Origin of the sequence: Variovorax sp. SRS16 (assembly GCF_901827165.1) — a bacterium.
In the GTDB taxonomy this organism is placed as follows: domain Bacteria; phylum Pseudomonadota; class Gammaproteobacteria; order Burkholderiales; family Burkholderiaceae_C; genus Variovorax.
In genome coordinates this window covers 261,037-283,387 of record NZ_LR594666.1, presented here as the reverse complement: position 1 = coordinate 283,387, position 22,351 = coordinate 261,037, and the positions used below count along the sequence as shown (strand labels likewise).

The 22,351-nt window shown below is 68.0% G+C and carries 27 protein-coding genes; 18 read left to right on the top strand and 9 right to left on the bottom strand.

What is annotated here, in order from left to right; genetic code table 11:
• The first annotated feature begins 5 nt into the window (after positions 1–5).
• The 7 genes from E5P2_RS01380 to E5P2_RS01350 all read left to right on the top strand — a co-directional run bounded on the left by E5P2_RS01380 (position 6) and on the right by E5P2_RS01350 (position 6,645).
• Positions 6–326: a FitA-like ribbon-helix-helix domain-containing protein gene (locus E5P2_RS01380; RefSeq protein ID WP_162565390.1), complete on the top strand. Its 321-nt coding sequence runs from the start codon at positions 6–8 to the stop codon at positions 324–326.
• Positions 327–387: 61 nt separating this feature from the next.
• Entirely contained in the window at positions 388–831 is a 444-nt protein-coding gene (locus E5P2_RS01375) for a type II toxin-antitoxin system VapC family toxin (RefSeq protein ID WP_162565389.1), read from the top strand.
• A 135-nt stretch (positions 832–966) separates the two neighbouring features.
• Entirely contained in the window at positions 967–2,160 is a 1,194-nt protein-coding gene (locus E5P2_RS01370; RefSeq protein ID WP_232080545.1) for a beta-ketoacyl-[acyl-carrier-protein] synthase family protein, read from the top strand.
• Positions 2,157–3,023, top strand: coding sequence for a beta-ketoacyl synthase chain length factor (locus E5P2_RS01365; RefSeq protein ID WP_162565388.1), 867 nt, complete (start codon positions 2,157–2,159; stop codon positions 3,021–3,023). The genes E5P2_RS01370 and E5P2_RS01365 overlap by 4 nt, the downstream gene beginning before the upstream one ends.
• Positions 3,024–3,033: 10 nt before the next feature.
• The gene (locus E5P2_RS01360; RefSeq protein ID WP_162565387.1) at positions 3,034–4,665 is read left to right on the top strand and encodes an NAD(P)/FAD-dependent oxidoreductase; all 1,632 of its coding nucleotides are present in this window, start codon (positions 3,034–3,036) and stop codon (positions 4,663–4,665) included.
• A 79-nt stretch (positions 4,666–4,744) separates the two neighbouring features.
• Positions 4,745–5,458: a response regulator gene (locus E5P2_RS01355; protein ID WP_162565386.1), complete on the top strand. Its 714-nt coding sequence runs from the start codon at positions 4,745–4,747 to the stop codon at positions 5,456–5,458.
• The gene (locus E5P2_RS01350; RefSeq protein WP_162565385.1) at positions 5,458–6,645 is read left to right on the top strand and encodes an ATP-binding protein; all 1,188 of its coding nucleotides are present in this window, start codon (positions 5,458–5,460) and stop codon (positions 6,643–6,645) included. Before E5P2_RS01355 ends, E5P2_RS01350 begins: the two co-directional genes overlap by 1 nt.
• Here E5P2_RS01350 and E5P2_RS37630 read toward each other — a convergent pair.
• Positions 6,629–7,360, bottom strand: coding sequence for a hypothetical protein (locus E5P2_RS37630; protein ID WP_232080544.1), 732 nt, complete (start codon positions 7,358–7,360; stop codon positions 6,629–6,631). The two genes, E5P2_RS01350 and E5P2_RS37630, sit on opposite strands and share 17 nt — an antisense overlap.
• 135 nt (positions 7,361–7,495) lie before the next feature.
• Here E5P2_RS37630 and E5P2_RS01340 point away from each other — a divergent pair, with 135 nt between their 5' ends.
• Positions 7,496–8,767 carry an O-antigen ligase family protein gene (locus E5P2_RS01340; RefSeq protein WP_162565384.1) on the top strand — a complete coding sequence of 424 codons (1,272 nt, stop codon included), beginning with the start codon at positions 7,496–7,498 and terminating at the stop codon, positions 8,765–8,767.
• Here the strand turns inward: E5P2_RS01340 and E5P2_RS01335 are convergent.
• Together E5P2_RS01335 and E5P2_RS01330 are read right to left on the bottom strand one after the other, a co-directional pair.
• Positions 8,730–8,942 (bottom strand): zinc-finger domain-containing protein, encoded by a 213-nt coding sequence (locus E5P2_RS01335; protein WP_162565383.1) that lies wholly within the window; start codon positions 8,940–8,942, stop codon positions 8,730–8,732. The genes E5P2_RS01340 and E5P2_RS01335 overlap by 38 nt on opposite strands.
• A 5-nt stretch (positions 8,943–8,947) precedes the next feature.
• Complete coding sequence (locus E5P2_RS01330; RefSeq protein ID WP_162565382.1) at positions 8,948–9,886, bottom strand: branched-chain amino acid transaminase; 939 nt, start codon at positions 9,884–9,886, stop codon at positions 8,948–8,950.
• A 124-nt stretch (positions 9,887–10,010) separates the two neighbouring features.
• Between E5P2_RS01330 and E5P2_RS01325 the strand changes: the two genes are divergently transcribed.
• Entirely contained in the window at positions 10,011–11,000 is a 990-nt protein-coding gene (locus E5P2_RS01325) for a recombination-associated protein RdgC (RefSeq protein WP_162565381.1), read from the top strand.
• A gap of 54 nt (positions 11,001–11,054) precedes the next feature.
• Here E5P2_RS01325 and E5P2_RS01320 read toward each other — a convergent pair whose 3' ends face one another.
• The 6 genes from E5P2_RS01320 to E5P2_RS01295 form a co-directional block, all read right to left on the bottom strand.
• Positions 11,055–11,267 carry a hypothetical protein gene (locus E5P2_RS01320; RefSeq protein ID WP_162565380.1) on the bottom strand — a complete coding sequence of 71 codons (213 nt, stop codon included), beginning with the start codon at positions 11,265–11,267 and terminating at the stop codon, positions 11,055–11,057.
• An 8-nt stretch (positions 11,268–11,275) separates the two neighbouring features.
• Positions 11,276–11,650, bottom strand: coding sequence for a hypothetical protein (locus E5P2_RS01315; RefSeq protein WP_162565379.1), 375 nt, complete (start codon positions 11,648–11,650; stop codon positions 11,276–11,278).
• A 2-nt stretch (positions 11,651–11,652) separates the two neighbouring features.
• Positions 11,653–11,991: a hypothetical protein gene (locus tag E5P2_RS01310; RefSeq protein ID WP_162565378.1), complete on the bottom strand. Its 339-nt coding sequence runs from the start codon at positions 11,989–11,991 to the stop codon at positions 11,653–11,655.
• Positions 11,992–12,193: 202 nt separating this feature from the next.
• Positions 12,194–12,673 carry a glycerate kinase gene (locus E5P2_RS01305; RefSeq protein ID WP_162565377.1) on the bottom strand — a complete coding sequence of 160 codons (480 nt, stop codon included), beginning with the start codon at positions 12,671–12,673 and terminating at the stop codon, positions 12,194–12,196.
• Between the two features lie 46 nt (positions 12,674–12,719).
• Positions 12,720–14,108, bottom strand: coding sequence for a DNA repair protein RadA (radA, locus tag E5P2_RS01300; protein ID WP_162565376.1), 1,389 nt, complete (start codon positions 14,106–14,108; stop codon positions 12,720–12,722).
• A 25-nt stretch (positions 14,109–14,133) separates the two neighbouring features.
• Positions 14,134–15,372 (bottom strand): MFS transporter, encoded by a 1,239-nt coding sequence (locus tag E5P2_RS01295; protein WP_174262630.1) that lies wholly within the window; start codon positions 15,370–15,372, stop codon positions 14,134–14,136.
• Positions 15,373–15,556: 184 nt separating this feature from the next.
• Between E5P2_RS01295 and hpaR the strand changes: the two genes are divergently transcribed.
• From hpaR to hpaH, 9 genes are all read left to right on the top strand, one after another.
• A complete protein-coding gene (hpaR, locus tag E5P2_RS01290) occupies positions 15,557–15,988 on the top strand; it encodes a homoprotocatechuate degradation operon regulator HpaR (protein ID WP_162565374.1) in 432 nt (143 codons plus the stop codon).
• Positions 15,985–16,608 carry a fumarylacetoacetate hydrolase family protein gene (locus tag E5P2_RS01285; protein ID WP_162565373.1) on the top strand — a complete coding sequence of 208 codons (624 nt, stop codon included), beginning with the start codon at positions 15,985–15,987 and terminating at the stop codon, positions 16,606–16,608. Before hpaR ends, E5P2_RS01285 begins: the two co-directional genes overlap by 4 nt.
• Positions 16,605–17,360: a fumarylacetoacetate hydrolase family protein gene (locus tag E5P2_RS01280; RefSeq protein ID WP_162565372.1), complete on the top strand. Its 756-nt coding sequence runs from the start codon at positions 16,605–16,607 to the stop codon at positions 17,358–17,360. Before E5P2_RS01285 ends, E5P2_RS01280 begins: the two co-directional genes overlap by 4 nt.
• Positions 17,361–17,421: 61 nt before the next feature.
• The gene (gene hpaE / locus E5P2_RS01275; protein ID WP_162565371.1) at positions 17,422–18,882 is read left to right on the top strand and encodes a 5-carboxymethyl-2-hydroxymuconate semialdehyde dehydrogenase; all 1,461 of its coding nucleotides are present in this window, start codon (positions 17,422–17,424) and stop codon (positions 18,880–18,882) included.
• Positions 18,879–19,853, top strand: a complete 975-nt coding sequence (locus E5P2_RS01270) for a tripartite tricarboxylate transporter substrate binding protein (protein ID WP_162565370.1) — start codon at positions 18,879–18,881, stop codon at positions 19,851–19,853. Before hpaE ends, E5P2_RS01270 begins: the two co-directional genes overlap by 4 nt.
• A gap of 16 nt (positions 19,854–19,869) precedes the next feature.
• Positions 19,870–20,205, top strand: a complete 336-nt coding sequence (locus E5P2_RS01265; protein WP_162565369.1) for an aromatic ring-opening dioxygenase subunit LigA — start codon at positions 19,870–19,872, stop codon at positions 20,203–20,205.
• 85 nt (positions 20,206–20,290) lie between these two features.
• Positions 20,291–21,118: an extradiol ring-cleavage dioxygenase gene (locus tag E5P2_RS01260; protein WP_162565368.1), complete on the top strand. Its 828-nt coding sequence runs from the start codon at positions 20,291–20,293 to the stop codon at positions 21,116–21,118.
• A gap of 19 nt (positions 21,119–21,137) precedes the next feature.
• Complete coding sequence (locus tag E5P2_RS01255) at positions 21,138–21,542, top strand: 5-carboxymethyl-2-hydroxymuconate Delta-isomerase (protein ID WP_162565367.1); 405 nt, start codon at positions 21,138–21,140, stop codon at positions 21,540–21,542.
• A 1-nt stretch (position 21,543) separates the two neighbouring features.
• Positions 21,544–22,344, top strand: coding sequence for a 2-oxo-hept-4-ene-1,7-dioate hydratase (gene hpaH / locus E5P2_RS01250; RefSeq protein WP_162565366.1), 801 nt, complete (start codon positions 21,544–21,546; stop codon positions 22,342–22,344).
• The last annotated feature ends 7 nt before the right edge of the window (positions 22,345–22,351 follow it).

Below are 22,351 nucleotides of genomic sequence, written 5' to 3'. Positions count from 1 at the left end.
TTTGGATGGTCAGCCTGTCCCTGAAAGACGTTCCCGAGGCCCTCGCCGAGCAGCTTCGCCAGCGCGCAGCGCGCAATCACCGCTCGCTGCAGGGCGAGCTGATGGCCATCATCGAACAGGCGGTTCGCGGCGCAGATAGCACCGTGGCTGGCGCCGTCGCGTCGCCGGCCACTGCAACGACGCGCGGCCATGGCCAGCAAATCATCCGCCGCGGTTCAAAGACGACCGAGCAGATCGCCGCCGAGCACCGCGTGCGCTTTCCGCAGCCGATCACCGCCGGCCCGCTCGCGGTCGATATCCTGCGCGCTGAACGGGACGCTCGTTGAGCGCCGCGCCGGGCCGCCCCAAGCAAGCTCGCACCGCAGTGCGAAGCACGGAGGTTGCCTTATGAGCCCGGCGCCGCGCCCCGTCTTCGTCGCGGAGCCGCCGGCCGCGTACCTGCCGCGCCCGCCGATGGTGGTGGACTGCAGCGCGCTCAGTGCCGTCCTGTTCGACGAGCCAGCGCGCGACGAGGCGCTGGCGCGTCTGGCGGGCCGGAGCCTCATGGCGCCCGGCCTGCTCGACCACGAGATCGTCAGCGTCGCCCTGAAGAAGCGCCGGCAGGGCTGGCCGGAGCACTCGCTCGCCCAGGCACTGGCCGACTACGAGGCCCATGACATCGAACTCCATCCGATCGACCTCGCCGGGCAGTACGCGCTGGCCGCGCGCTACGAGCTCTCGGCTCATGACGCGGCCTACCTTTGGCTGGCCGCGGAACTCAGGGCGCCGCTGGCCACCTTCGACCAGCGGCTTGCGGCCGCCGCGCAGGCACACCTCAGCACGCTGCCTTGAATGCGGGCCCGCGACGCAATGTCCCTGCGCCGCGACCGCAGGGTTTCGACCGACGCCGCGACAGGGCCATCAGCTGGTAGGCTGTGACGTTTTTCACAATTCACCCCCTTCCTCTTCCCCTGCCGCCTTTTCATCGTGCCGCCCTCTCGCATCCAACCCCTCCAGATCAGTGCCTACACCGCGACTTGCGCGGTCGGTGTCGGCAAGGCCCCCTTGGTCGCCGCGCTCGAAGCGTCGCGCAGCGGACTGCGCGCCAATGATTTCGGACCGCAGCCGCTGCCGACCTGGATCGGCCGTGTCGACGGCCTCGAAGACCTGCGCCTGCCCGCGACGCTGGCGAAATGGGACTGCCGCAACAACCGCCTCGCGTGGCTGGGCCTGCAGGCCGATGGCTTCCTCGACGCCGTGGCGGCAGCGCGCAAGCGCTACGGCCCGGCGCGCATCGCGCTGGTGCTCGGCACCTCGACCTCCAGCATCGGCGAGACCGAGCTGTCCTATACCCAGCTGGTGGACGACCGCTTTCCGCCCGACCAGCAGCGCCCGGCGGTCCACACGCCGCACTCGCTCGCGCTGTTCGTGCAGGAAGCGCTGGGCCTCGAAGGGCCGGCCGAGACGATCTCGACCGCCTGTTCGTCGAGCGCCAAGGCCTTCGCCTCGGCCGAGCGCCTGATCCGCCTCGGGCTGGTCGACGCGGCCGTGGTCGGCGGCGTGGACACGTTGTGCGGCAGCGTGCTGTTCGGCTTCAACTCGCTCGAACTGGTGTCGCCCGAACGATGCCGGCCTTTCGATGCCGACCGCAACGGCATCAGCCTCGGCGAGGCCGCCGGCTTCGCGCTGATCGAACGCGGCGCGGGCCGGCTCGAGCTGCTGGGCTATGGCGAAGCGAGCGATGCCCACCATATGTCGACGCCGCATCCCGAAGGCCTGGGCGCCGAGCGCGCGCTCGACGACGCGCTGGCGCGCGCCGGGCTGGCCACCGATGCGATCGACTACATCAACATGCACGGCACGGCCAGCGCGAAGAACGACGAGGTCGAAGGCGCACTCGTCGCGCGCCGCTTTCCGGCCGGCACGCATGCCAGCTCGACCAAGGGCTTCACCGGCCACACCCTGGGCGCGGCCGGCATCGTCGAGGCCGTGATCAGCCTGCTCGCGATCGAAACCGGGCTCAAGCCCGGCACCGTCAACACCACCACGGTCGACGCCGACTGCGGGCCGCAGATCCGGCTGAAACCCGCGCGCGGCGAGGTGCGCTACGCACTCAGCAATTCCTTCGGCTTCGGCGGCAACAACTGCTCGCTGGTGTTCGGCAAGGGAGCCGCGGCATGAGCCGCCCGGCCGTTCCGAAGGCGAATACCGAAGCGCTGCTGCGCGAAGGTACTCCAGTGAGCAGCACGCCCACGCTCTACATCGAAGGCCCCGCGTTCTGGGCGCCGACGCTGCCCGGCTGGGAAAGCGCGCGCGCGGTGTTCCGCGGCGAGGCCGCGCCGGCCGATCCGCCGGCCAAGCGGCCTTCGCCGCAGCTGTTGGCACCGGCCGAGCGGCGGCGCGCGCCCGACACGGTGGCGCTCGCGCTCGAGGTTGCGGCCGCGGCCGTCGAGTCCTCCGGCCGCCAGGCCGCCGACCTGCCTTGCGTGTTCGCCTCCGCGCACGGCGACCTCGGCATCAACGACTACATGTGCAGCACGCTGGCCAGCGACCCGAAGCTGCTGTCGCCGATCAAGTTCCACAACTCGGTGCACAACGCCGCGGTCGGCTACTGGACCATCGGCACCGGCTGCATGGCGGCCAGCAACTCGCTCTCGGCCTACGAAAGCAGCTTCGCGGCCGGCCTGCTCGAAGCCGCGGCCCAGTGCGCCGCCGACCGGCAGGCGGTGCTGCTGGCCGGCTACGACATGCCGGCAGTGGGGCCGCTGTCCTCCGTGACGACCAGCCGCGAGCTGCTGGCCGTGGCACTCGTGGTGGCACCGGAGCGCACCGAACGCACGGTCGCGGCCTTCGAGTGGTCGCTGGTTTCCGGCGCACCGCTGCCTGCGGCCGCGCAGTCCGATGCGGCACGCGCGCTCAACGCCAATGCGATGGCCGACGCGCTGCCGCTGTTCGAGGCGCTGGCGCGCGGCGGCGCCGAATCCGTGAGCATGCCGATGTCGGCCGTGCTGTCCCTGCAACTGCGGCTCATGCCGCAACCCTGAGCCCCTATCGATGAACACCCTCCTCCGCCGGCACGATGTCGTGATCATGGGCGGAGGCCTCGCGGGCCTGACGCTCGCATTGCAGCTCAAGCGCCGCTTCGACGACATCGACGTGGTGGTGCTGGAGCGGCGCACGCACCCGGTGCCTCATGCGACGCACAAGGTCGGCGAATCGTCGGTCGAGATCGGCGCCCACTATTTCGACACCGTGCTCGGCCTCAAGCCGCACATGCATGGCGCGCAGCTGCGCAAGTTCGGCTTTCGCTTCTTCTTCAGCGAGGGCCGGCGCGACATCGACCAGGTGACCGAGATCGGCGCCAGCCGCTATCTGTCGGTGCCGAGCTACCAGATCGACCGCGGCATCTTCGAGAACTACCTGGCCGAAGAGGCCGCACGCCATGGCGTGAACTTCATCGACAGCGCACTGGTGGGCCAGATCGAGCTGGCAACCGACGCGCGCGAGCTGCACCGGCTGCGCTGGTCGCAGGACGGCGTGACGCACGTGATCGAATCGCGCTGGCTGATCGACGCCTGCGGCCGCGCCGGCATGCTCAAGCGCAAGCTCGGACTCGCGCAGCCCAACGCGCACGACTGCAACGCGGTGTGGTTCCGCATCGGCGACCGCATCACCATCGACGACTGGTCCGACGATCCCGCATGGCGCGCGCGCTGCAATCCGCAGGCGCGCTGGCTGTCGACCAACCACCTCGTCGGCGCGGGCTACTGGGTCTGGCTGATCCCGCTGGCCTCGGGCTCGCATTCGATCGGCATCGTGGCCGATCCGCGGCTGCATCCGCTGGACACCATCGACACCTTCGACAAGGCGATGCAATGGTTCCAGACCTACCAGCCGCGCCTTTACGACGAACTCGACGGCAAGCGCCACTTGCTGCAGGACTTCGCGTTCTTCCGCAATTTCTCGTATGGCTGCAAGCAGGTGTTCTCGGGCCGGCGCTGGGCGCTGACCGGCGAGGCCGGGCTGTTTCTCGACCCGTTCTATTCGCCGGGCAGCGATTTCATCGCGATGAGCAACACCTACATCACCGACCTGGTCGCGCACGACCGGGCCGGCCATGCGCTGGAAGCCCGCGCGCAGCTCTATGACCAGATCTACCACTCGTTCTACGAGAGCACCCTCGCGCTCTACACCGACCAGTACCCGCTGTTCGGCGACCCCGTGGTGCTGCCGGTGAAAGTGCTCTGGGACTACACCTACTACTGGGGCGTGCTCTCGCAGATCTTCTTCCATCGGCGGCTGACCGACCTGGCGCTGCTGGGCAGCGTGCGCGACGAGCTTCAGCACTGCCAGCGCCTGAACTTCGCGGTACAGGATTTCCTGCGCGCATGGTCCGGCGTGAGCGACAAGCGCAACGCGGCCGTGATGCACGATCAGGCCGCGCTGCCCTGGTTCGCCGAACTCAACCGCAGCCTCAACGACGACCTCGACGACGACGCCTTCAAGGCCCGCGTGCGGGCCTCCACCGCACAGCTCGGCGCGCTGGCGCGCGAGATCCTCGAGCGCGCCACCGGCGACCATCCCGACCTCGAAGGCACGGCCTTGCGCGCGCTGCTGGCCGAAGAGCCGGCCGCCCCCTGCGCCGCCGGCGCGGCGGCCGAAGACATGCTCTTCGCGGCCGTCTGACACGCCGCACGACGGCGAGGTTTACCCAACTTTACGCAGCCTTCAACCCCGCTTGGTGCGGCAGGACCACGCTAAGACCATGAGCACGCCCCAACTCCTGATGATCGAAGACGACGCCCGCCTGGCCCAGATGGTCGGCGAGTACCTGACCCAGTCGGGTTTCGGCTTCGCCCACGCGCTGGATGGCGCGACCGGCCTCGAGCAGCTGCATCAGCGCTCGCCCGACCTCGTGATCCTCGACCTGATGCTGCCCGACACCGACGGCCTGGAGATCTGCAGGCGCATCCGCGCGCTGCCCAACGGCCTGTCGAAGGTCTCGGTGCTCATGCTGACGGCCAAAGGCGATCCGATGGACCGCATCGTCGGTCTCGAGATCGGCGCCGACGATTACCTGCCCAAGCCCTTCGAGCCGCGCGAGCTGCTGGCGCGCATCCGCGCGGTGCTGCGCCGGCGCGGCGAGACAGCGACCCAGGCCACCGCCGCCACGGTGATGCGCTTCGGCACGCTCGAGATCGACCGCAATGCGCGGACCGTCACCGTCGGCGGCGAACCGGCAGACCTCACGTCCTACCAGTTCGACCTGCTGGTCGCGATGGCCGAACGCGCCGGCCGCGTGCTCACGCGCGACCAGATCATGGAAGCCGTGCGCGGCCGCGAGCTCGAAGCCTTCGACCGCTCGATCGACGTCCACATGGGCCGCATCCGCGCAGCCATCGAGGTCGATGCCAAGACGCCCAAGCGCATCCTGACCGTGCGCGGCGTCGGCTACGTCTTCGCCAAGCAGCAAGACTGATGCTGCTGAACCTCTACCGGCGCCACCTCTATGTCCGCATCTGGCTGGCGGTGGTGGCCGGTGTGTTCATCCTCACGCTGATGGCCAACTGGATCGTGCGCGAAGCGGCGGAAAGCGAACGCGAGCGGCTCGCCCCGGTGCCGCGCGACGTCGTGGTGCTCGACGACAAGGACCGGCCCATCGGCAGCGGCAAGGCGCTGCGGGTGCCGGGGCAGGGCCTCGAATTCGACGTCACGCTGGGCGATGGCCGCTCCATCACGCTGCAGGTGGCGCCGCGCGACCGGCCGCCCGGCGGCTCGCCGGGCATGGCGCCGTGGCGCACGCCCTTCGGTCTCGGCTGGATGGTGGCGCTGGTGGGCGTTGCCGTGGCGCTGGGCGTCTACCCCATCGTGCGCCGCATCACCAAGCGGCTCGAAGCGCTGCAGCGCGGCGTGCAGCGCTGGGGCGAAGGCGACCTGTCGGTGCGTGTCGCCGAGGACGGGCAGGACGAGGTGGCCGATCTGTCCGGTCGCTTCAACGCCGCGGCCGCGCGCATCGAGCAACTGGTGCGCTCGCACAAGTCGCTGCTGGCCAATGCCTCGCACGAACTGCGCTCGCCGCTCACGCGCATCCGCATGGGGCTGGAGTTGATGGGCGAGCGGCCCAGCGCCGGCGCGCGCGACGAGATCTCGCGCAACATCGGCGAGCTCGACCAGCTGATCGACGAGATCCTGCTGGCCAGCCGGCTCGACGCCAAGGAGGCCGACATGGGCACCGTCGAGACGGTCGACCTCACCGGCCTCGCCGCCGAGGAATGCGCGCGCGCCGATGCCGAACTCGAAGTCGCCGAGAACACCGACAGCGACGCGCTCACCGTGCGCGGCGTGCCGCGCCTGCTGCGCCGCGCGATCCGCAACCTGCTGGAGAACGCGCGCCGCTATGGTGCCGGCCAGACCAGCGTCGAGCTCGGCAGCCGCGCCGGGCTGGCGGAGATCCGCGTCAACGACCGCGGGCCCGGCGTGCCGGCGGCGCTGCGCGAGCGCATCTTCGAACCGTTCTACCGGCTGCCGGGTGCGAGCGAGCGCAATGGCGGTGTCGGGCTGGGGCTGGCGCTGGTGAAGTCGATTGCCGAGCGGCATGGGGGCAGTGTGCGATGCCAGGATCGGCCCGGTGGCGGCGCGAGCTTCGTGATCACCTTGCCGCGCTAGACAACGGCCCTTCGGCGAACAAGGTCACATCCGAATCGAAATCGAAGCTCAATTGAACAGATTGCCGTTCGAGGCGGAAGTGCCGCCAGGCACCCGGGACGAAGGCAGGATCGGAGACCATGGCGGCTGAAGGCAGCACCTGTTGATACACGGCCAGGGTCCGCGCATGTGCGCATCGCTGATAACAGTACGACAGCGAGATCAGCAGATGCTCCGCAAGTGCGGTCATCCGATTGCCGAGACGGTCGAGCAAGTACAGGTATGCGCCGGCCAGCGATTGGTGGGGGCCGAGATCCGCTTGCGCATCGAGCCTGCGTCGCTCCTCCAGATCCAACAAGGTCACCAAAGGGTCCGAACCTTCGTCAGCGGCGAGCAGACGCGCCAGCGGGTGGACCTCGCCCTCCGCGCCGCCCGGCGAGTGATCCAGGCGAATCCCATGGCGCACCTTCACCTCGGTGTAGCGCACCAGATGCTGGAACAGGTGAGAGATGAGCAATTGCTGGTGCTCCCGCTGCCGCAAGTCGATCGCGACGCCCTTGCGCGCGAAGTCTGCGACCATCAGCCAGGCTTCGGCCTGCACGTCTTCCAGCGATGCTTCACCCTGGGTCGCGCGACTGATGCGCCGCAGATCGGGGCTGCGCGCATCGAGGAACTGGGTGAACGGGTCTTCGCTCAATGTCTTCTCCCTGTCGGCGAGCTCGCGTGCGAGCGCCATCAACCGCCATGCGGCGGCTGAATATAGAGGGACGGCAGAAACTGCGATAGCAAATATCGGCGCAAGATCAACAAAGATCCTGCCGCTCACGCTGCCGGAACAAAGCCCGATGCGGTGCCACCTAAAATCGCCGCCATGCAGAGATCGAACATCGTCCGCCCCGCGGCCGCGTTCTGGGGGTTCACGGTGTTCATGCCGGTCGGCGTGGTCTATCTCGCGGCCTTCGCGATGCTCGTGACGCTGGTCGCGGCCGGCGGCTGGCGCGAACGGGCGCTGCGGCTGCGCGGCAATGTCCTCTGGTGGCCCGTGATGGCCTACGTGGTGTGGACGCTGGTGGTGCTGGCGCTCGAACCGCACTATCCGGAGACAGCCTCGAACCTGACGCACGGGCTGCGCATCGCGGCCACCGTGTTCATGGCGCTGGCGCTCACGCGCGATGAAGCGATCTGGGCGCTGCGCGGCTTCATCGCGATCGCGCTCGTGAACATCGTGATGATCGGGCTCTTCTACTCGGTCGGCTTCCCGCTCTGGGAAGCGTGGCGCGGCGTGCTGGTGCTGGTGGGCAACAAGTCGATCAGCAACGCGCTGCTCTTCACGATCCTGGCGGCGACGGCGGCGGTCTTCGGCCTGAAGGCGCTGACCGAACATCGGCCCTGGCGGGTCGTGCCTTGCGTTGCGCTGATCGGGGCGGTGCTCGCGATCATCACGCTCAACCTGCCCTCGCGCACCTCGTTGCTGGCGCTGCTGGTGGCGCTGCCGGCCGCTTGCGTGCACCAGTGGCGGCGCCAGCTGAAGGTGCTCGCGGTGGTGATGGTGCTGGGCGCCGTGGTCGTGGCCGCGGGCCTCTGGAAAACGCCGACGGTGCAGCAGAAGTTCGAGCTCGGCGTGCACGAGCTCGAACAGGCACAAGCCGGTGCCGTGTCAGAAGGCAGCTGGGTGGTGCGCTTCTACATGTACCGCGACACCGCGCGCATGATCATCGACCGGCCTTTCGCAGGCTGGGGCATCGGCGGCTGGACCCAGCAATGGCACCTGCGCGGGCCGAAGCTGCTGGCGGACTACAACATGCCGCACAACGACTTCCTGTGGATGGGCTCGCAGGCCGGCGTTCCCGGTGCACTGAGCCTGCTGGTGATCCTGCTCGCGGGCCTCTGGCAGGCCTGGCGCCGCGACGACCTACCGGGCCGCTATGCCTTCGTCGCGCTGCTGGTCGTGCTGATCGCAACCAGCCTCAATTCGGCGCTGCGCGATGCGCAGATCGGCCTGAGCATCCTGTGGGTCGCGATGGTCTACCTGCGGCTCGCGCAGGAGCCCGGCAATGCATGGCGCGGGCTGCTGCCGCACCGCAGCGGGCCGCCGCCCGCCGCCCTCAGTGGTGGTGGTGTCCCGCCGCCTCGCCCGCCTTGAGGCGGTAGACGTTGCCGCAGTACGGGCACTTGGCCTCGCCGGTGCGTGCGACGTCGAGGTACACCTTGGGGTGTGCGCTCCACAGCTGCATGTCGGCCTTGGGGTTCGGGCAGAACACGCCGCCCTGGTCGTTGAGATCCTTGGCCAGCAGTTCGATCACGGAATTGGTGGGCATGGCGATCAGACCTTCGTCAGCCAGTGCGCGTATTTCGGATTGCGCCCATTCACGATGTCGAAGAACGCGTTCTGGATCTTCTCGGTGACGGGACCGCGCGAGCCGATGCCGATCTCGACGCGGTCGAGTTCACGGATCGGCGTGATCTCGGCTGCCGTGCCGCTGAAGAAGGCTTCGTCGGCGATGTAGATCTCGTCGCGCGTGATGCGCTTTTGCACCAGCTCGATGCCGAGATCCTTGCAGATGTGCAGGACGGTGTTGCGCGTGATGCCGTTGAGCGCGCCGGCCGAGAGGTCGGGCGTGTAGACCACGCCGCCCTTGACCACGAACACGTTCTCGCCCGCGCCCTCGGACACGAAGCCGCTGGCATCGAGCAGCAGGGCCTCGTCGTAGCCGTCGTCCAGCGCTTCCATGTTGGCGAGGATCGAGTTGCTGTAGTTGCTGACCGCCTTGGCCTGCGTCATCGTGATGTTGACGTGGTGGCGCGTGTAGCTCGAGGTCTTGACGCGGATGCCGCGCTTCATGCCTTCTTCGCCGAGGTAGGCGCCCCAGGCCCAGGCCGCGACCATCGCATGGATGCGGTTGCCCTTGGGGCTGACGCCGAGCTTCTCGGAGCCGATCCACACCAGCGGGCGCAGGTAGCAGCTGTCGAGCTGGTTCTCGCGCACCACCTGCTTTTGCGCCTCGTTGAGCTGCTCGGGCGAGAACGGGATCTTCATGCGCAGGATCTTGGCGCTGTTGAACAGGCGTTCGGTGTGGTCGGCCAGGCGGAAGATCGCGGTGCCGCCCGCGGTCTTGTAGGCGCGCACGCCCTCGAAGGCGCCGCAGCCATAGTGCAGCGTATGGCTCAGCACGTGGATCTTGGCATCGCGCCACTCGACGAGATCGCCGTCCATCCAGATCTTGCCGTCACGATCGTCCAATGCGGGGGGCAGCGCGCTCATGTTGTGTGTCCTTTGGGGCCGGGGAAGGGATGTCGCAAAAGCTTTCGATTTTAGCGGCGCCGCCCGAAGCCGTCGCACCGACAATGCACGGCTTTGCCAACCAGCCAGAAAAGGGTTCGTCTCAGTGTCCGTCTTCAAGAACGTCATCGTCTATCGCATCGAAGCTTCATGGTCGCAGCCGCTGGACCAGGTCGAGCAGGCCCTCGGCACGCAGCGCTTCGTCCCCTGCAGCCCGTCGCAGGAGAAGTCCGCCGGCTGGACCGAGCCGCGCGGCGAGGACCACGGCCCGCTGGTCGAATCGGTCGGCGGCCAGTGGCTGCTCGAATTCATGGTCGAGAGCAAGACGCTGCCGGCCTCGGTGGTGCGCCGCAAGGTCGACGAGCGCGCCGCGCAGATCGAGGCCACGACCGGCCGCAAGCCCGGCAAGCGGGAAAAGAAGGAGCTGAAGGAAGACGTCACGCACGAGCTGCTGCCGCTGGCCTTCACGCGCCATGTGCGCATCGCGGCCTGGATCGATCCGGCGGCGCGCCGGCTGGTCGTGAACGCCAGCAACCCGGCACGCGCCGACGAGGTCGTGACCAGCCTCGTGAAGGCGCTCGACGGCTTCGCCGTCACGCTGGTCAACACGCAGGTCGAACCGGCCGCCGCCATGTCGGGCTGGCTGTCGACGCAGGAGCCGCCGGCCGGCTTCACCATCGACCGCGAATGCGAGCTCAAGGCCAGCGACGAATCGAAGGCCGTGGTGCGCTACGCCAAGCACCCGCTGGACATCGACGAGGTGCGCCAGCACATCGCCGACGGCAAGCGCCCCACGCGCCTCGCGATGACCTGGGACGACCGCGTGTCCTTCGAACTCACCGAAGGTCTGCAGCTGCGCAAGCTCGTGTTCCTCGAAGGCACGCTCGACGATGCGCCGGCCTCGGGCAAGGAAGACAACTTCGATGCCGACGCGGCGATCGCGACTGGGGAGCTGGGGCAGCTGGTGCCGGCGTTGCTGGAGGCGCTGGGGGGCGAGATGCAATTGGGTGCGGCGCCGGTGGATCAGGCCGCAGGGCCGAAGGCCAAGGCGGCCGATGCAGCGGAAGAACTCGCCGACGAATCGGCGCCGTTCTAGGCGACATTCATTTGTCGCTGCGGGGATCGGACGGTCACCCCCCGATCCGTTGCATCAACGTCCGCCAGTGCGGCTTGCTTTGATGGCCCGCACGGCCTGCCACGCGATCGCGATGGCACAGCAGACCAGGAGCGCAACCCACCACAGGGCAGTTGCGTCTTGGTTCGCGCCGTAGACCTTGAATCTTGAATAGGCGCTTGTCAATACAAGTAGCGCGACAACAAGGTACAAGAAGGCGCGGACATAACTCCGCAGCTTTTCTTTCATGAGGGCTCTCAGCGAACAAGAAGGCATGAAGACACCGCAAGCGCGAGCAACACAAACCCAAACGGTCGCCATTCGATCTTCTCAATCTGTTCGGAGGGGTTCGCAGGCGACTGTTTGGTTTGAATCGCGCTCAAAGCGATCCGCCATGAGAAGAACGCGGCGTAGATCAGGAATGTGCTCAACGTGCCCAGTCCGATGGCCACGAAGAACGAGGCGAGGCCGGCTTTTTGCGGCTGCGAAGAAGCAGCCACAAGCGCCATGGAAATGCTGAGCATGAGCAACATCACGATCCATGGAGCAAGGCGCAGGGCACGCTTCCACTTGGCATCCACCCTGATGTAGCACGAACCGAAATTGGTTGCGATCAAGAAATGCTCGATCAATCTCAGTTGCCTGTTGCACCCACGATGGCTGCCCCAATGCCGAACATTGCCGCGGTCGCGGCGAACAGCGCCGCGGCGGCGGCCAACTCGGGCGCTGCGACTGCAGCCAGAGCCGCGGCACCGAAAGCGGTGATGCCCGATCCGGCCCATAGCACATTGGAGGCAGGTGAAGTGGCGGCGGGGCCAGCGAACCCCACCGGATCGGCGGTCGCCGTCACCGTCACTTCCGACAGCGTACCGGCTGACACTGCGTCGCCCACGCTACCGTCACCCCCCCCCACGCCACAGCTGCCGTCGCCGTCGTCTCCCCCACTGACAAACTGTATTTCGTAGGGGCTCAACTCACGAAAACTCGAGCAACTCGACTGACAATTACTTCTTGGCTTTTTAAACATGAAGTACCTCCCTGATTGATCACTACAGCGACAGATTCATCGCTGCCAGAAGAGTCTATTCAATCGTCTGTGGCTCAATCAAGGCACCGATCGGGAGATTTGGCAGCGGCAAGAAATGGATCTGTCATGCCTCCCGCTGAGCAGGCAGCTACACCGGCGGCCGCAGCGCGTCGGCCGCACCGGGCCTGACCGCATCGGCGCTCGGCGCATCGTCAGCCACCGGCATCCCATCGCTCGCCACCTCGGGCCGCACCAGCTTCCATTCCGTGAGCTTGCCATTGACGAAGGTCGCGTCGACCCAGGAGCCGCCGGTGTCGGTCCAGCGGAACAGCTCGGGCTGCGTGTCCTTGGGCGAGCGCAGTTCGCCGATCGCGCGCGTGAGCGCCATCACGTGCATCAGGCTGACCTTCGGCTTGAGCTTGGCGTTGAGCATCACCGCGCTCGCCACGTAGCCGATGGGCGCATCGCCCGCGCGCCGCAGCACCTGCATCGCGCGGTTGAAGGTCAGCAGCATGAACATGACGAGCGCGCCGCCGACCAGCGCGACGCCGGCCCAGCCATAGGTGCGGTAGGCCACGCCGAGCAGCACGAGGCCGATCAGGGGGGTCAGGATTTTTCCGTATTTCATGCTTGTATTGTCAGGGTCGCCTGCAGGACGCCGATGGTAAACGCCGTCACTGCAGCTGCCGCACGATGTCCATCGCCTCCTCGATGCGCTCGACGGCATGGATGGTCAGCCCTTCGATCTCCTTGGCGCCGCGGCGCGGCGCATTGGCCTTGGGCACCACGGCGACGCTGAAGCCGAGCTTGGCGGCCTCGCGCAGGCGCTCCTGGCCACGCGGCGCGGGCCGCACTTCGCCCGCGAGGCCGACTTCGCCGAAGGCGATGAAGCCCTTGGGCAGCGGCTTGCCGCGCAGGCTCGAGGTGATCGCAAGCATCACCGCGAGGTCGGCCGCCGGCTCGCTGATGCGCACGCCGCCGACCGCGTTGACGAACACGTCCTGGTCCATGCAGGCCACGCCCGCATGCCGGTGCAGCACCGCGAGCAGCATCGCGAGCCGGTCGCGGTCGAGCCCGACCGACAGGCGCCGCGGGCTCGGGCCGCCGTTGTCGACCAGCGCCTGGATCTCGACCAGCATCGGCCGCGTGCCCTCGAGCGTGACCAGCACCACGCTGCCGGGCACCGGCTCGGCATGCTGGCTCAGGAAGATCGCGCTCGGGTTGGCGACGCCCTTCAGGCCGCGCTCGGTCATCGCGAAGACGCCGATCTCGTTGACCGCGCCGAAGCGGTTCTTGATGGCGCGCACGAGGCGGAAGCTCGAATGCGTATCGCCCTCGAAGTAGAGCACCGTGTCGACCATGTGCTCCAGCACGCGCGGGCCGGCGAGCGCCCCCTCCTTCGTCACATGGCCGACCAGCACGACCGCGGTACCGCTGGCCTTGGCGAAGCGCGTGAGGTGCGCCGCGCATTCGCGCACCTGGGCCACCGAGCCGGGCGCCGAGGTGAGCTGGTCGGAGTAGACGGTCTGGATCGAATCGATCACCGCGATCGCCGGCCGCGTGGCGTCGAGCGTGGCCAGGATCTTCTCCAGCTGGATCTCGGCCAGCACCTGCACCTGCGAATGATCGAGCCCGAGCCGGCGCGAGCGCAGCGCCACCTGGGCGCCGCTTTCCTCGCCGGTGACGTAGATCGCATTGCGCCCGGCGCGCTGCAGCGCATCGACGGCCTGCAGCAGCAGCGTCGACTTGCCGATGCCGGGGTCGCCGCCGATCAACGTGACGCCGCCATCGACGATGCCGCCGCCCAGCACGCGGTCGAGTTCATCGAGCCCGGTCGGCGTGCGTGCGATGTCGGTGGCCTCGATCTCGGACAGCGTGGCCAGCTCGGCCGATCCGGCCAGCGCGGCGAACTGCGTGCCGAAGCGGTTGTTGGCGCCGCCCGCAGGCTGCGCGACCTGCTCGATCAGCGTGTTCCAGGCGCCGCAGCTCGGGCATTTGCCGAGCCACTTGGGGCTGGTGCCGCCGCATTCGCTGCAGACGTAAAGCGTTTTGTCCTTGGCCATGGGCTGAGTGTAGAGAGCGCGCTGCTCAGCGCCCGCGCCCGCCGTGGTCGCCGTGCCGCGGAATCCAGTACGCCAGGGTCCACGCCGCGCCGAAGGCGATCAGCCCGGTCATCGCGATACCCGTCGCCAGGGACAAGGCCGCCGCCAGGAACGACAGCAGCGCCGGCCCGCAGGAGCCGCCGATGTCGGACATCAGGCGCCACACGCCGAGGAAGTGCGCGCGTCCGTGGCGCGGCGAGTGGTCGGCGCCGAGGGTCATGATCATCCCCGAGCCGATGCCGTTGCCGAAGCCGATGGCCAGCGATGCCAGCAACAGCGTGAATGCACCGGCGGTCAGCGGCATCAGCAGCATCGCCAGCCCCATGATCACCATCGACGGCACCGCGACCCAGCGCCGGCCCTTGCGGTCCATCACCTGGCCGGCCGGATAGAACACCAGCATGTCGATGCCGCCGGCCAGCCCGTAGATCAGCGAAGCCGTCGAGGGCGCCAGCGCGAGGTGGTCGGCCCACAACGGGATCACAGCCTGGCGGGACGCCCGCACCGCGCTGACCAGCATCACGCCCAAGCCCAGCGTCAGAAGCACGCGCCGGTGATCCCGCAGCGTCGAGACGATGGTCGTCGGCGCGGGCGGCTCATGCCCGGCGGGGAGCGGCGGCGCCTCCAGGTCGGGAATGCGCGCACCCAGCGCCGCCGCACTCATGACCGCGACGATACCGACCGCATAGGCCGCCGACAGGCCGAACGCCTGCACCGCGCCCGCCGCCAGGAAGGGGCCGATGAACATGCCGATGCGCATCACGCCGCCCAGGGTCGACAACGCCCGCGCACGGTATTCGATCGGCACCGCGTCGCTCATGTAGCTCTGGCGCGCCAGGTTGTAGACGGCCTGCGACATGCCGACCATGAAGCATCCCGCAGCGAACAGGCCGAGGTGCGAGGTCCACACACAGAGGGCCATGCCGAGACCGCTCCACACGCCCGCCGCGACGATGGCCCAGCGTTCGCCCCAGCGCGTCGTGATCACCGAGGCCGGCACGTTGTTGAGCAGCGAGCCGATGCTGATCATCGCCACCATCAGCGCCGCCATCGAGACGGAGGCGCCCAGGCCGCGCGCCGTCAGCGGCACGATGGGCAGGATGGCGCCCTCGCCCAGCCCGAACAGCAGCGACGGGCCGAAGGCCGCCACCGCGATGCGTCGCAGGGAGAACGAGGATGAGGGCGAAGAGGAGGAGGAGGTCGAAGCGGCGGGCGGAGATGACATGCGCAAGGAGCTGGGTTGGACTGCCCCGGGCCGCCCGGCGGACAAAGGCGCAGCCATTGTCTCGCCGATGGCGGATGTCTGCACGAGCGCGCGGCCGGCGACCGATACCCGAGAGCGCAGAGGGTTATCCCGTAGCCCCCTTTGTGGCGAAACATTTAATATATTAAGTAAATTCCTGGACACCATGAGCACCACCTTCGCGCACCGCAACCTGCCCCGCCTGCTGCTGCAGGCGCGCGAAGCCGTCATGGCGCACACGCGTCCCAGCCTGCGCGAGCATTCGCTGTCCGATCAGCAGTGGCGGGTGCTGCGCGTGCTCGGCGAGCATGGCGCGGTCGAGACCGGCCGCGTGGCGCGCGAGGCCTTCATCCTCGGCCCCAGCCTCACCGGCGTGCTCTCGCGCATGGAGCGCGACGGGCTGATCCAGCGCAGCCGCCATCCCGACGACCAGCGCAGCACCATGATCGAGGCCACGGCCCAGGGGCGCAAGCTGGTCAAGCGCCTGTCCACCACCATCGAAGCGCACTACGACTGGATGGAGCAGAAGCTCGGCAAGGCCAAGCTGATGCAGGTCTATGCGCTGCTCGACGAATTGATTGCATTGGAACAACCATGAGCTTCCTGCCTGCCGGCACGGTCTACGGTGTGCTGCTGAACTTCCGCGCGGAAGTGGAGGCGATGGCACCGCAGATGGACCAACCCCCTTACAAGGCGCCGCCGAAGGCGCCGGTGCTCTACGTCAAGACGGCCAACACCTGGAGTCCGCACGAAGCGGCCATCACGGTGCCCCAGCATGTGCCCGAGGTCGAGGTCGGCGCCACCATCGCGATGGTGATCGGCGCCGACGGCGATGTCGAAGGCTTCGTGCTGATGAACGACCTCTCGATCCCGCATGCGAGCTTCTACCGCCCGCCGGTCAAGTTCAAGTGCCTCGACGGTTTCCTCGGCGTCGGCCCCGCGCTGCGCGATGCGCAGGAGGTGGCGGATCCGGCGCAGTTCAGGCTCGAGGTGCGCATCAACGGCGAGTTGCGCCAGTCGGTGGATTTCTCGCAGACCGTGCGCAGCGCCTCGCAATTGCTGGCGGACGTCGGCGCCTTCATGACGCTCGCGCACGGCGAGGTGCTGATGCTCGGCTGCGATGCCGGCCGGCCGCTCGCGCGCGCCGGTGATCGCATCGAGATCAGTGCGCCGGGCTTCGAGAGCCTGGTCAACACCTTGGTGGGAGAAGCATCTTGAAGCACGCACGCATCCTGTTCGAAGGCGCTGTGCACGACGCCACCGAGCGCGACGGCCAGTTGCTGCTGGCCGACGGCCGCACGGCGGCTTTCGATGCGGTGACCTGGCTGCCGCCGCTGGCGCCTGCGCCGCGGCCGCGCACCATCCTCGCGCTCGGCCTCAACTACGCCGACCATGCCAAGGAACTCGCGTTCAAGGCGCCCGAGGAGCCGCTGGTCTTCATCAAGGGCGAGAGCGCGCTGATCGGCCATCGCCAGCTCACCAACCGCCCGTCGGGCGTGCAGTTCATGCACTACGAATGCGAGCTCGCGATCGTGGTCGGCAAGACCGCGAAGAAGGTGCGGCGCGACGATGCCTACGACTTCATCGGCGGCTACACGGTGGCCAACGACTACGCGATCCGCGACTACCTCGAGAACTGGTACCGCCCCAACCTGCGCGTGAAGAACCGCGACACCTGCACGCCGATCGGCCCCTGGCGGGTCGACGCGAAGGACGTGCCCGATCCCATGGCGCTGGCGCTGCAGACCACCGTCAACGGCAAGCTCACGCAGTCGGGCAACACGAAGGACATGATCTTCGACGCGCCCTTCCTGATCGAGTACTTCAGCAGCTTCATGACGCTCTCGCCCGGCGACCTGATCCTCACCGGCACGCCCGACGGGGTGGTTGACTGCCGGCCGGGCGACGTCATCGTGACCGAGATCGAGCGCGTCGGTGCGCTCGTCAACACCATCCAAGGACAAGCATGAACGCAGCGCCGGGCCGCCCCAAGCAAGTTCGCACCGTAGCCCGAAGGGCGGAGGTTATCTAATGAGAATCGAGCATCTGATCAACGGCAAGCCGGTCGCGGGGCGCGACTACTTCGAGACGGTGAATCCCGCCACGCAGGAGGTGCTGGCCGAGGTCGCATCGGGCGGCGAGGCCGAAGTCAACGCCGCCGTCGCCGCCGCCAAGGACGCCTTCCCCAAGTGGGCCGGCATGCCGGCGCCCGAGCGCGCGAAGCTGGTCCGCAAGCTCGGCGACCTGATCGCCAGGCACGTGCCCGAGATCGCAGAGACCGAGACCAACGACTGCGGCCAGGTGATCGCGCAGACCGGCAAGCAGCTGGTGCCGCGTGCGGCCGACAACTTCTACTACTTCGCCGAGATGTGCACGCGCGTCGACGGCCACACCTACCCCACGCCCACGCACCTGAACTACACGCTGTTCCACCCGGTCGGCGTGTGCGCGCTGATCAGCCCGTGGAACGTGCCCTTCATGACCGCCACCTGGAAGGTCGCGCCCTGCGTGGCCTTCGGCAACACCGCGGTGCTGAAGATGAGCGAGCTGTCGCCGCTCTCGGCCGCGCGCCTGGGCGAGCTCGCGCTCGAAGCCGGCATTCCGGCCGGCGTGCTGAACCTCGTGCACGGCTACGGCAAGGAAGCCGGCGAGCCGCTGGTCGCGCATCCCGACGTGCGCGCCATCTCCTTCACCGGATCGACGGCCACCGGCAACCGCATCGTCAAGAGCGCGGGACTCAAGAAATTCAGCATGGAGCTCGGCGGCAAGAGCCCCTTCGTGATCTTCGACGACGCCAATCTCGAGCGCGCGCTCGACGCCGCCGTGTTCATGATCTTCAGCAACAACGGCGAGCGCTGCACGGCCGGCTCGCGCATCCTGGTGCAGCAATCGATCTATGCCGACTTCGTCGCCAAGTTCGTCGAGCGCGCCAGGCGCATCACCGTCGGCGATCCGCTCGACGAGAAGACCATCGTCGGCCCGATGATTTCGCAGGCCCACCTGGCCAAGGTGCGCAGCTACATCGAGCTCGGTCCGAAGGAAGGCGCGACGCTGTTGTGCGGCGGCCTCGGCGCGCCCGTGCTGCCCGATCGCGTGAAGAAGGGCAACTACGTGCTGCCGACCGTGTTCGCCGATGTCGACAACCGCATGAAGATCGCACAGGACGAGATCTTCGGCCCGGTCGCCTGCCTGATTCCGTTCAAGGACGAGGCCGATGCGATCCGCATCGCCAACGACATCGACTACGGCCTGTCGAGCTACGTGTGGACCGAGAACGTCGGCCGCGCGCACCGCGTCGCCGCGGCCGTCGAGGCCGGCATGTGCTTCGTCAACAGCCAGAACGTGCGCGACCTGCGCCAGCCCTTCGGCGGCACCAAGGCCTCGGGCACCGGACGCGAAGGCGGCACCTGGAGCTACGAGGTGTTCTGCGAGCCGAAGAACGTGGCGGTGTCGCTCGGCTCGCACCACATCCCGCATTGGGGGGTGGCATGAGCGCCTCGCGCCGCAGTTTGATTCAAGGCGCTGCCGCGCTCGCAGCGCTGCCGCTGTTCGCACGCGCGCAGCCGGCGTGGCCAGCAAGGCCGATCCGCATCGTCGTGCCCTTCCCGCCCGGCGGCACCACCGACTATGTCGCGCGGCTGGTCGGCACCGAGGTCGGCAAGGCGCTGGGCCAGGCGGTCGTGGTCGAGAACAAACCGGGCGCCGGCACCGTGATCGGCGTCGACGCGGTCGCCAGGTCGGCACCCGATGGCTACTCCTTCGTCTGCGTGGCCAACAGCTTCGCAGCCAACCGGACGCTGCAGAAGAAGCTGCCCTACGACACGCTGAAGGACTTGCGCCCGGTCGCGCTGATGGGCATGTCGGAGCATGTGCTCGCAACCCATCCGGCGAGCGGCCTGAAGACGCTGGCCGACCTGCGCACGCAGGCGCGCGCCAAGCCCGGCACGCTGAGCTACGCCTCCTTCGGCAACGGCACCTCGGCCCACCTCGCGGGCGAAATGCTGCGGCTGCAGATGGGCATCGACCTCGTGCATGTGCCGTACAAGGGGCAGGGCCCGGCGCTGGCCGATCTGCTCGGCGGCCAGGTCACGATGATGTTCGGCAACTGGCCCGAGTTCCGCAGCCAGATCCAGGCCGGCAAGCTGGTCGCACTCGGCATGGCCACCGCGAAGCGGTCGGTGTATGCGCCCGACATACCCACACTGGCCGAACAGGGCGTGCCGGTCGAGTCCAATTCGTGGAACGGCCTGTTGGCGCCCGCGGCCGCGCCGGACGCGGTGGTGCAGCGCATGAATGCCGAGGTGAACCGCGCGCTGGCCGGGCCTGTGGTGACCGAAGCCTTCCGCAAGGGCGGCATCGCATCGCTGTCGGGCACGCCGCAGAGCTTCGCGACTTTCATCCAGAGCGAGATCGCGAAGTACGGCGACGTGATCCGCCAGGCGCACATCGAAGTCGAAGGCTGAACGAGGAGCCCATGCGATGAGCCTCTATGCCATGCAGAAATTCCTGTTCGCGCTCAACCGCGAGCCCGAGGTGCAGCGCCGCTATGCCGAAGGCGGCGCGGCGCGCGCCGCGCTGCTGGGCGGCTACGACTTCAGCGACGAGGAGCGCGAGGCCATCGACGGCGGCGACATCGGCAAGCTCTACGTGCTGGGCTGCAACGGACAGCTGCTGATGCACTTCGCGCCGCTCTTGGGCATGCCCTGGGCCGACTACATCGCGGCCATGCGCGAAGGCGTGCGCAAGTACGGGCCGGTGCGCGCGGGCATCTATGCGATGACGACGACACACGACGAAAAGGTGGCAGGAATATGAAGACCCCCACGCTCCCCACTTCGTGTGGTTCGCTGCCCCCCGAGGGGGTGCTCGATGCCCTTCGGGCGGCCGGGCGGGCATCGAGATGAGCCTCGTCTTCGCAGGCGTGTGCAGCCACGCCCCCGGCATCACCGGCCGCGCGCATCTCGCCGACCCGGCGGTGAAGGACGAATTCCACGCGCAGTTCCATCGCCTCGGCGCGGCGCTGCATGCGGCGAAGCCCGACGCGGTGATCGTGATCGCGGCCGAGCACTTCGCCAACTTCTTCATGAACAACATGCCGGCCTATGCGATCGGCATGGCCGACAGCTACGAAGGTCCGATCGAGGATCCGAAGTGGCTCGGCATCGAGAAGACGAAGGTCCCCGGCGATGCCGCGCTCTCGCAGCGCCTGATCCGCGAGGTCATGCAGACCGTCGACGTGGCCTATGCCGAAGAGTGGAAGTTCGACCACGGCATCATCGTGCCGCTGCACTTCCTGACGCCGAAGTTCGACACCAGGATCATCCCGGTCAACATCAACTGCCAGGGCCCGCCGCTCACGCCGCTGCACCGCGCCTGGGCGTTCGGCGAGGCGCTGCGCCGGGCCTGCGACAAGGCCCCCGAGCGCATCGCGATCATCGGCACCGGCGGCATCTCGCACTGGCCAGCAACGCCCGATTCGGGCAAGGTCAACGAGGCCTGGGACCGCGACTTCATGGACCGCTGGTGCGCCAACGACCGCGAAGCGCTGCTGTCGATGGACCGCTACAACGACGAAGCCACCTACCGCGAAGCCGGCCAGGGCGGCTTCGAGATCCGCACCTTCATCGCCGTGGCCGCGGCCGCGCGCGGCAAGGGCGAAGTCTTCCACATGAAAGCCATCCCGATCTTCGCGGTGACCTGCACGGCCGCTACGATGACGATCGCATGAACAACGAAGGAGAGCGGCCATGCCTCATCTGGTGATCCTCTACACGCCGAACATCGAACGCGAGACCGACATGCCGGCGCTGTGCCGCAGCCTGGCCGACACCATGCTCGCGCAGCGCGACGACGAAGGCCGGCAGGTCTATCCGACCGGCGGCACGCGCGTGCTGGCCTATCCGGCCGCGCACTACGCGGTGGCGGACGGCAAGGCCGACTACGCCTTCGTCTACCTCAATCTGCGGATGGCGGCGGGCCGCACCGACGCGGTAAAGAAACGCGCCGGCGACGCGCTGCTGGCCAGCGTCAAGCAGCACTTCGAACCGCTGCTTGCGAAGCGCCACATCGGCATCACGCTGCAGGTCGACGAAAGCCCCGGCCTGATCTACGACGGCAAGTACGGCAACCTGCATCCACTCTTCAACAAATAGCATGCTCGACAGGCCCCTCATCCAGCAGCTCGCCGCCGAACTGCACGAGAGCGAGAAGTCGCGCGTGCAGGTCGAGCATTTCTCCAAGCGCTTTCCCGCCATGACCATCGAGGACGGCTACGCGATCTCGCGCGAATGGGTCAAGGCCAAGATCGCCGAGGGTCGCGTGGTCAAGGGCCACAAGATCGGCCTGACCTCGCGCGCGATGCAGCAGGCCAGCCAGATCACCGAGCCCGACTACGGCACGCTCTTGGACGACATGTTCTTCGAGCAGGGCGACATCCCCTTCCAGCGCTTCATCGCGCCGCGGGTGGAGGTCGAGCTCGCCTTCGTGCTCGGCAAGCGGCTGCAGGGGCCGAACGTGACGATCTTCGACGTGCTGGCCGCCACCGAGTACGTCGTGCCGGCGATCGAGATCATCGATGCGCGCATCGAGCAGTTCGACCGCCACACCAAGGCCATGCGCCGCGTGTTCGACACCATCGCCGACAACGCGGCCAATGCCGGCATCGTGACCGGCGGCCGGCCGGTGAAGCCGGACGCGGTCGACCTGCGCTGGGTCGGCGCGCTGCTGTACAAGAACGGCATCATTGAGGAATCCGGCGTCGCGGCCGCAGTGCTGAACCATCCCGCGACCGGCGTGGCCTGGCTGGCCAACAAGCTCGCGCCCTGGGACGAATGCCTGGAGGCCGGCGAGGTGGTGCTCGGCGGTTCGTTCACGCGACCGACCACGGCATTGGCCGGCGACACTTTTCACGCGGACTACGGTCCGCTCGGTTCGATCTCCTTCCGTTTCGTCTGAGGCCTTC

Excerpts from the sequence above, each read along its gene's own strand:
- E5P2_RS01380 (WP_162565390.1), top strand. The coding sequence starts at position 6 with ATGGTCAGCCTGTCCCTGAAAGACGTTCCCGAGGCCCTCGCCGAGCAG.
- E5P2_RS01375 (WP_162565389.1), top strand. The coding sequence starts at position 388 with ATGAGCCCGGCGCCGCGCCCCGTCTTCGTCGCGGAGCCGCCGGCCGCG.
- E5P2_RS01365 (WP_162565388.1), top strand. The coding sequence starts at position 2,157 with ATGAGCCGCCCGGCCGTTCCGAAGGCGAATACCGAAGCGCTGCTGCGC.
- E5P2_RS01360 (WP_162565387.1), top strand. The coding sequence starts at position 3,034 with ATGAACACCCTCCTCCGCCGGCACGATGTCGTGATCATGGGCGGAGGC.
- E5P2_RS01355 (WP_162565386.1), top strand. The coding sequence starts at position 4,745 with ATGAGCACGCCCCAACTCCTGATGATCGAAGACGACGCCCGCCTGGCC.
- E5P2_RS01350 (WP_162565385.1), top strand. The coding sequence starts at position 5,458 with ATGCTGCTGAACCTCTACCGGCGCCACCTCTATGTCCGCATCTGGCTG.
- E5P2_RS37630 (WP_232080544.1), bottom strand. The coding sequence starts at position 7,360 with ATGGCGCTCGCACGCGAGCTCGCCGACAGGGAGAAGACATTGAGCGAA.
- E5P2_RS01340 (WP_162565384.1), top strand. The coding sequence starts at position 7,496 with ATGCAGAGATCGAACATCGTCCGCCCCGCGGCCGCGTTCTGGGGGTTC.
- E5P2_RS01335 (WP_162565383.1), bottom strand. The coding sequence starts at position 8,942 with ATGCCCACCAATTCCGTGATCGAACTGCTGGCCAAGGATCTCAACGAC.
- E5P2_RS01330 (WP_162565382.1), bottom strand. The coding sequence starts at position 9,886 with ATGAGCGCGCTGCCCCCCGCATTGGACGATCGTGACGGCAAGATCTGG.
- E5P2_RS01320 (WP_162565380.1), bottom strand. The coding sequence starts at position 11,267 with ATGAAAGAAAAGCTGCGGAGTTATGTCCGCGCCTTCTTGTACCTTGTT.
- E5P2_RS01305 (WP_162565377.1), bottom strand. The coding sequence starts at position 12,673 with ATGAAATACGGAAAAATCCTGACCCCCCTGATCGGCCTCGTGCTGCTC.
- radA (WP_162565376.1), bottom strand. The coding sequence starts at position 14,108 with ATGGCCAAGGACAAAACGCTTTACGTCTGCAGCGAATGCGGCGGCACC.
- E5P2_RS01295 (WP_174262630.1), bottom strand. The coding sequence starts at position 15,372 with ATGTCATCTCCGCCCGCCGCTTCGACCTCCTCCTCCTCTTCGCCCTCA.
- hpaR (WP_162565374.1), top strand. The coding sequence starts at position 15,557 with ATGAGCACCACCTTCGCGCACCGCAACCTGCCCCGCCTGCTGCTGCAG.
- E5P2_RS01285 (WP_162565373.1), top strand. The coding sequence starts at position 15,985 with ATGAGCTTCCTGCCTGCCGGCACGGTCTACGGTGTGCTGCTGAACTTC.
- hpaE (WP_162565371.1), top strand. The coding sequence starts at position 17,422 with ATGAGAATCGAGCATCTGATCAACGGCAAGCCGGTCGCGGGGCGCGAC.
- E5P2_RS01270 (WP_162565370.1), top strand. The coding sequence starts at position 18,879 with ATGAGCGCCTCGCGCCGCAGTTTGATTCAAGGCGCTGCCGCGCTCGCA.
- E5P2_RS01265 (WP_162565369.1), top strand. The coding sequence starts at position 19,870 with ATGAGCCTCTATGCCATGCAGAAATTCCTGTTCGCGCTCAACCGCGAG.
- E5P2_RS01260 (WP_162565368.1), top strand. The coding sequence starts at position 20,291 with ATGAGCCTCGTCTTCGCAGGCGTGTGCAGCCACGCCCCCGGCATCACC.
- E5P2_RS01255 (WP_162565367.1), top strand. The coding sequence starts at position 21,138 with ATGCCTCATCTGGTGATCCTCTACACGCCGAACATCGAACGCGAGACC.
- hpaH (WP_162565366.1), top strand. The coding sequence starts at position 21,544 with ATGCTCGACAGGCCCCTCATCCAGCAGCTCGCCGCCGAACTGCACGAG.